The organism is Streptomyces sp. NPDC093085 (genome assembly GCF_040683935.1).
Taxonomy (GTDB): Bacteria; Actinomycetota; Actinomycetes; order Streptomycetales; family Streptomycetaceae; genus Streptomyces.
Genome location: NZ_JBFBFB010000021.1, coordinates 85149 through 91644, shown reverse-complemented (window position 1 = coordinate 91644; position 6496 = coordinate 85149). Strand labels below are relative to the sequence as shown.

At 70.4% G+C, this 6496-nt stretch carries 7 protein-coding genes and 1 tRNA gene; 4 read left to right on the top strand and 4 right to left on the bottom strand.

What is annotated here, in order from left to right; genetic code table 11:
• Together AB0O07_RS34860 and AB0O07_RS34855 are read left to right on the top strand one after the other, a co-directional pair.
• Positions 1-328 (top strand): hypothetical protein (locus tag AB0O07_RS34860; RefSeq protein WP_365641218.1); only part of this gene is annotated, 328 nt, incomplete at its 5' end.
• Entirely contained in the window at positions 325-888 is a 564-nt protein-coding gene (locus AB0O07_RS34855; protein WP_365641215.1) for a hypothetical protein, read from the top strand. The genes AB0O07_RS34860 and AB0O07_RS34855, both read left to right, overlap by 4 nt.
• Before the next feature lie 264 nt (positions 889-1152).
• Here AB0O07_RS34855 and AB0O07_RS34850 read toward each other — a convergent pair whose 3' ends face one another.
• Both AB0O07_RS34850 and AB0O07_RS34845 read right to left on the bottom strand, forming a co-directional pair.
• Complete coding sequence (locus AB0O07_RS34850) at positions 1153-2637, bottom strand: penicillin-binding protein 2 (RefSeq protein WP_365641213.1); 1485 nt, start codon at positions 2635-2637, stop codon at positions 1153-1155.
• A 117-nt stretch (positions 2638-2754) separates the two neighbouring features.
• A tRNA-Trp gene (locus AB0O07_RS34845) sits at positions 2755-2829 on the bottom strand.
• 84 nt (positions 2830-2913) lie between these two features.
• On the opposite strand from AB0O07_RS34845, the gene AB0O07_RS34840 reads away from it, so the two are divergent.
• Together AB0O07_RS34840 and AB0O07_RS34835 are read left to right on the top strand one after the other, a co-directional pair.
• Positions 2914-3576: a GntR family transcriptional regulator gene (locus tag AB0O07_RS34840; protein WP_365641210.1), complete on the top strand. Its 663-nt coding sequence runs from the start codon at positions 2914-2916 to the stop codon at positions 3574-3576.
• 56 nt (positions 3577-3632) lie between these two features.
• Positions 3633-4874, top strand: a complete 1242-nt coding sequence (locus AB0O07_RS34835; protein ID WP_365641230.1) for an MFS transporter — start codon at positions 3633-3635, stop codon at positions 4872-4874.
• 23 nt (positions 4875-4897) lie between these two features.
• Here the strand turns inward: AB0O07_RS34835 and AB0O07_RS34830 are convergent, their stop codons facing one another.
• Together AB0O07_RS34830 and AB0O07_RS34825 are read right to left on the bottom strand one after the other, a co-directional pair.
• Positions 4898-5722, bottom strand: coding sequence for a maleylpyruvate isomerase family mycothiol-dependent enzyme (locus AB0O07_RS34830; protein ID WP_365641207.1), 825 nt, complete (start codon positions 5720-5722; stop codon positions 4898-4900).
• A 260-nt stretch (positions 5723-5982) separates the two neighbouring features.
• A complete protein-coding gene (locus tag AB0O07_RS34825; protein WP_365641205.1) occupies positions 5983-6477 on the bottom strand; it encodes an LURP-one-related family protein in 495 nt (164 codons plus the stop codon).
• Between the last annotated feature and the right edge of the window lie 19 nt (positions 6478-6496).

The following is a 6496-nucleotide window of genomic DNA, read 5'->3' as shown; positions in this document are numbered from 1 at the left end:
GCCGCGCCGCCGGTCCCTGCCGTCCACCCCGTCCGGCGCGGAGTCCGGTCCGTCCTCACTGCCCGCGCTGTCCGGCCTGCGGGTCGGAATGGCGGCGTACGACCGGCGGACCGAAATGCCGGGCCTCATCAGCTCCTTCGCCGGATCACTGGTCTGCCTCGTCCGCCCCTCGGGGCATACCTGGCAGGCCACGTTGAACGCGGTGCGGCCCGCGACGGAGCGGGAGCGGATCCAGCTTCGTGCCCTGGCCGAACTCCACCGGAGGCAGCGGCCCCCGGCCACGCCTCCCGCCCCGGCCGCGCCTCCCGCCCGGCGGCGCCCGGCATGAGCAGCGCCCAGTTCTACAACGTGACCGTGGTCTGCGAGGGGCCCACGGCCAGCGGGACCCTGGTACGGGTTGTTCTCGCCGCCCGGCAGGCGGTGACGGCGGACACCGCTCTGGTCTTTCTGCGTCAGCAGGCCCGGCGTATCGCGGACGGGCTCGACCCCGGCCCGGGGGGCGGGTGGGCACCACGGGGCACCCTCGCCCCCGTATGGTCCCCGGATCCGGACGTACCCACCGTCCTCCGCCTCTGGTACCACACCCCGCAGGCGCAGAGAGCCGCCCGGGAACGGCTTCACGCGGGCGCGGAGTTCGCTCTCGACGCGGATGACTTCAGCGGCCGGTACACCCTCAGGGCGCAGCCCGTCCCCGTACCCCCGTACCGAAGACCCCCGTACCGGCCCCAGCCCGCGTACATACTGCCGCGCCACGCACAGCCCCCGGCCCGTTCCCGCCGCCGCAGGCACCGCAAGCCCCGGTGGATCGACCGGTTCCGGATCCGCCTCCCGTTCCGGCTTCCGTTCCGGCTCCGGTGGCCGGTCCGCGAGTGGCATGCGTCCCGATGACGCCGCACGCGCCCTGCGAGCGGTACGGACCGTGCTCGTCGTCAGCGCCGCCCTCGCCGCCTACACGGTCACCGGATGGCTCCTCGCCGAGCACTTCACGCGCTGACAAAGCAACTGGCAGGGCGCCAGGCCCTAAGGGCCTGGCCGGGGTCGTGATCCGGGGTCGTGATCCGGGCTCGCGGGGGCGTGGCACGTACGCACGCACCACGCCCCGCTCCCTGATCCAGATCACAACCCCGGACAGGCCCTGGTGCCCTCCCGGCCCTAGTTCTCCAGGACGGCCTTCATCACATCGCGCGCGATGGGCCCGGCCAGGCTGCCCCCGGAGATGTCCTCGCGGGAGATGTCCATGGCGGTCGGGTCGATGAACACGGCCACGGCGACCGACTTGCCGTCCGGCTTGATGCCGTACGACACGAACCACCCGTACGGCACCTGCTCCCGCACGTCCACGCCGCGCTGCGCGGTGCCGGTCTTGCCGCCCACGGTGATGCCGTCGATCAGGGCGCGCTGGGCGCTCCCCTCCTTGGCGGTGTGCTCCATCATCTCGCGGACCTTCGCCGCGGTCTCCTCGGAGACGGCCTGGTTCATCTCCTTCGGCTCGTGCTTCTCCAGGGTGTCCAGGGCGGGCGTGCGCACCTCGTCGACGATGTAGGGCTGCATCACCTTGCCCTTGTTGACGAGGGCGGCGGTCACCATGGCCATCTGCATCGGCGTGCTGGTCAGGCTGCCCTGTCCCATGCCGGTCAGCGCGGTGCCGGGCTTGTCCAGGCCGTTCGGGTAGAGGCTCTTCACGGCCCGCAGGTCGCCGATCTCGTCGGAGTAGACGTCCTTGTTGTAACCGAACTTCTCGGCGGTCTCCAGCATCTTGTCGTTGCCGAGCTTCACCGCGGCGTCGAGGAAGACGTTGTTGCAGGAGTACTGCATCGCGGTCTTCAGCGACGCCTTGTCGCAGACGGCGTCCCCGGCCTGGCTGCCGATCTTGTTGCTGGAGAGCGGCAGCGGGTACGGCGAGGCCGCGCCCGACGAGGCGTCGACGTCCGTGACCACGCCGTGCTCCAGCGCCGCCGCCGCGGTGAGGATCTTGAAGGTGGAGCCGGGCGGGAACGTCTCCCGCAGCGCCCGGTTGGCCAGCGGCTTGCCCTTGTCGGCGTCGAGCGAGGTGAACTCCTTGCTCTCCTTGAGGGAGTTGCCGGAGAAGGTGCCGGGGTCGGCGGAGGGCGTGGAGACCAGCGCGAGCACCTTGCCGGTGGCGGGTTCGAGCGCGACCACCGAGCCCCGGGCCTTGAGGCCGGTGAGTCCCTTGTAAGCGGCCTCCTGCGCCTTGGGGTCGATCGTCGTGATGATGTCCCCGCCGCGCCGCTCCTTGCCGGTGACGACATCCGTGAACCGTTCGAAGGCGAGCCGGTCGTCGGTGCCGCTGAGCACACCGTCGTAGGTGTTCTCCAGCAGGGTCATGCCCATGGACTGCGAGGCGTAGCCGGTGACCTGCGCGTACATCGGGCCGTTCGTGTACGTGCGCTTGTATTTGAAGTCCGAGCCCTCCACCTGCACCGATCCGGTGATGGGCCGGCCGCCGACGACGATGTTGCCGCGCGGCACCGCGTACTGATTGATCAGTACGCGTCTGTTCTTCTTGTCGGTGGAGAGATCCCCGGCCTGGACGAACTGGACCCAGTTGGCCCGTACCAGCAGCGCGAGCATCAGCAGTCCGCAGAAGATGGCTATGTGTCTGAGTGGTCTGTTCACTCGGCAACACGGCCTAAGGGGAAGAGGGGCGAGGTGAGAGCAAGCATGCCGAAACCCTAATTCAGGGCGCGCCTTCGCCGTGGTGAGTAGGGGGTATCGGCCGTGGGACCGTGGCGGCAGGGCCGGCCGGAGTCGAACCGGCGTCCTCGCGGTTTTGGAGACCGCGCGCGTCCACCTCTGCGCTACGGCCCTGCCCCGGAAGGCAGTCTAAAAGGACGGTGTCCGGATGGCGGAACGGTTTTTCTGTTGCACCTCTGTTGTATCTATGATGTGCGCATGCCGCCCGCCCCCGCCGCTCCCGTCAAACAACCGCCTGCCGCCGACCGTGTCTACAGCCATGTCAAGGAAGCCGTCCTCGACCGCCGTTACGAGGGCGGGACCCTGCTCACCGAAGGGGAGCTGGCCGAGGCCGTCGGTGTCTCCCGGACCCCGGTGCGCGAGGCCCTGCTCAAGCTGGAGGTCGAGGGGCTGATCAAGCTCTACCCGAAGAAGGGCGCCCTCGTGCTGGCCGTCTCCGCGCAGGAGATCGCGGATGTCGTCGAGACCCGGCTGCTGGTCGAGGAGTACGCCGTACGGAAGGCCGTACCGGCCTCCGCGGCGCTCCTCGCGCGGCTGGAGGAGCTGCTGGAGGAGCAGCGGCAGCGGGCCGAGGAGGGGGATCTCGGGGCGGTCGCCGTCTCCGACCGGTGCTTCCACGCGGAGATCGTGCGCAACGCCGGCAACCAGATCCTCTCCAAGCTGTACGACCAGCTCAGGGACCGGCAACTGCGGATGGGCGTCGCCGTGCTGGAGGCCCACCCCGACCGGATCGCCAAGAACGTCGTCGAGCACGCCGAGATGCTCGACGTCATCAGGTCCGGCGACGCCGACGCCGCCGCGGCCTGTGTGCGCCGCCACGTCAGCCGGGTCAAGGTGCTGGTCCGGGGTGAGGACTGGTGACTTCCGTCTCCGTCACCCTGCCCGGCGATCCGCCCGGCGGCCGGCGCGCCACCTGGATGTGGGGCATCGGCGTCGCCGTCTACTTCGTCGCCGTCATCTTCCGTACGAGCCTGGGCGTCGCCGGGCTCGACGCCATCGAGCGCTTCCACATCAACGCCTCGGCCCTGTCGACGTTCTCCATCGTCCAGGTCCTCGTCTACGCGGGCATGCAGATACCCGTCGGCCTGATGGTCGACCGGCTGGGCACCAAGAAGGTGCTCACCCTGGGCGTCGTCCTCTTCACCGCCGGGCAGCTCGGCTTCGCGCTCTCGCCCTCGTACGCCACCGCCCTCGCCGCCCGCGCGCTGCTCGGCTGCGGCGACGCGATGACGTTCATCAGCGTGCTGCGGCTCGGCACCCGCTGGTTCCCGGCCCGGCGCGGTCCGCTGATCGCCCAGATCGCCGCCCTGTTCGGGATGGCGGGCAACCTCGTCTCCACCATCTTCATCTCCCGCACCCTGGGCTCCCTCGGCTGGACCACGACCTTCGCGGGCAGCGCGCTCGCCGGGGTCCTCGTCCTCGTCCTGCTGGTGCTCTTCCTCCGGGACCACCCGGAGGGGTACGAGCCGCCGCCCGTCGAGCACGCGGGCGCCACGTACGTACGGAAGCAGATCGCGGCGGCCTGGCGCGAGCCCGGGACCCGGCTGGGGCTGTGGGTGCACTTCACCACCCAGTTCCCCGCCATGTTCTTCCTGCTGCTCTGGGGGCTGCCGTTCCTCGTCGAGGCGCAGGGGCTCTCGCGCGCCGACGCCGGGCAGCTCCTCACCCTGATCGTGCTCTCCAACATGGTCGTCGGGCTGGTGTTCGGGCAGGTCATCGCCCGGCACCACGCCGCCCGCGCCCCGCTCGCCCTCGGCACGGTCGGGACGACCGCGCTGGTCTGGGCGGTCGTCATCGCGTACCCCGGCGACCGGGCCCCGATGTGGCTGCTGGTCGCGCTCTGCGCGGTGCTCGGCGCCTGCGGGCCCGCGTCGATGATCGGCTTCGACTTCGCCCGCCCCGCGAACCCGCCCGAGCGTCAGGGGACGGCCTCCGGAATCGTCAACATGGGCGGTTTCACGGCCTCGATGACGACGCTGCTCGCGGTCGGTGTCCTGCTGGACGCCACCGGCGACAACTACCGGATCGCGTTCTCGGCCGTCTTCGTCCTCCAGGCGATCGGGATCGTCCAGATCCTGCGGCTGCGCGCCCGTACCGCACGCCGGGAGCGCGAGCGGCTGGTGGCCAGCCGGGTGGAGGTCGTCCACGTACCCGCGTGACGGAAGGTACGGGGCCGGGCGCCTTACGGCGTGACCGCGAAGCTGCCCAGGATCGCCTCCGCCAGCGCCTGGTCCCCGTCCACCTTCACCCGGTCCTCGACCGCCCCGGGCCGCACCCGTCCGCACGCCAGCCGGTAGTACGTCTCCCAGTCCGTCGCCAGCGTCACCACCGGGCCGAGCGAGGGCGAACCGTCGATCGAGCCGCGGCCCTCCGCGTTCACCCGTACCGTACGGAGGAACTCCAGCGGCCCGTTGACGTCGATCACGACCGCCGAGTTCGGCGGCGCGCCCGCGTCCTTGGCGACCACCTTCGGCAGCGCGGCGAGCAGGACGTCGCGGGTGACCTGGGCGCCGGGCGAGTCCAGGTTCCCGGGGGCGTTCAGGGCCGTCCGCAGGTCCTGCTCGTGCACCCAGATGTCGAACGCCCGCATCCGCATCGCCGTCTCCAGCGTCTGCTCCGTGCCGAGCGGCGCGCGCACCTTGGTCTCGGGGGACCGGTTCTCGTTCCGGAGCTGCCGGTTCCGGCGGATGATCGTGTACTCCAGCTCCGCGGTCATCTCCGGCGCCGTGTGGTGGCGCCGCACGTCGACCTGCATCTCCATGTACCGGGTGTGGTCGTCCCGTACGTGGTAGAGGTCGCGCGGCAGCGAGTGGATCGGCCGGGGGTCGCCGAGCATCTCGCACTCCAGGCCGATGACATGCGAGACGATGTCCCGCACCGACCACCCGGGGCACGGGGTGCGGCGGTTCCACTCGCCCTCGACGAGCGGCTGCACCAGCTCGGCTATGGCCTCGACGGAGTGGGACCAGGCATCGGCGTAGTTCTGAAGGCTGGGATGGACGGTCACGGGACCCCTCGGCGGTTCTGCGGTACGCGGGCTGGCTGGCTTGCGGGCGGGCGGCTGCGGCTGCGGGCTGCGTGGGAGGTTCGGCAGCTAAGTTACGCTGCCCGGTGGCAGCCCGGCAGTGCTTTCGTGTGACGATCGTAGGGCCCGTGTTGACGTCGTGAATGCCAGGACGGTGGTACTGTGCGCGCCGCGCTCCGCCAGACCGGATCAGAAGCGGACCAACCGGGCGAAATACCCGACCCCCTTCCGCCGGCCGGCCGTCAACCGTCGTCCCGCTCCTTCTCCGCCATCCGGATCACGCACACCGCCACCGCGATCATCAGCGGGTGGTCCGCGTCCTCCCGGACGATGTCCACGCCGTACGTCTCCCGCACCCGCAGCCAGCGCCGCGAGATGTGCGCCAGCAGCTCGCCGTCGTACTCGATGGCGAACTCCCGGTCCAGGATGCGCCCGCTGACATCCAGTTCGGTGCCCTCGGCGAGCGTGACCCGGTAGTGGTTGCGCAGCAGCGAGAGCCGCTTCTTGCGGATGGTCGCGAGCTTCTCGTCGTCCCGCTCGATGGTCATCGTGTCCCGCAGGCTGATCAGCTTCTCCCGCAGGGTGACCAGGACCTGCCCGGAGGGGTCCTTCAGCTCCAGGGTGTCCCGGATCCGCAGCGCCTTGCCGTCGACCAGATACGCCTTGCGGCCGTCCTCGTCCTCGATCCAGTAGTCGTCGCCGATCGAGAAGATCTTGTCCCGCACCAGATATTTCATGGCGTACGTCTACCCGCCC

Coding starts and splice junctions, on each gene's coding strand:
- AB0O07_RS34855 (WP_365641215.1), top strand. CDS start 325: ATGAGCAGCGCCCAGTTCTACAACGTGACCGTGGTCTGCGAGGGGCCC.
- AB0O07_RS34840 (WP_365641210.1), top strand. CDS start 2,914: ATGCCGCCCGCCCCCGCCGCTCCCGTCAAACAACCGCCTGCCGCCGAC.
- AB0O07_RS34835 (WP_365641230.1), top strand. CDS start 3,633: ATGTGGGGCATCGGCGTCGCCGTCTACTTCGTCGCCGTCATCTTCCGT.
- AB0O07_RS34825 (WP_365641205.1), bottom strand. CDS start 6,477: ATGAAATATCTGGTGCGGGACAAGATCTTCTCGATCGGCGACGACTAC.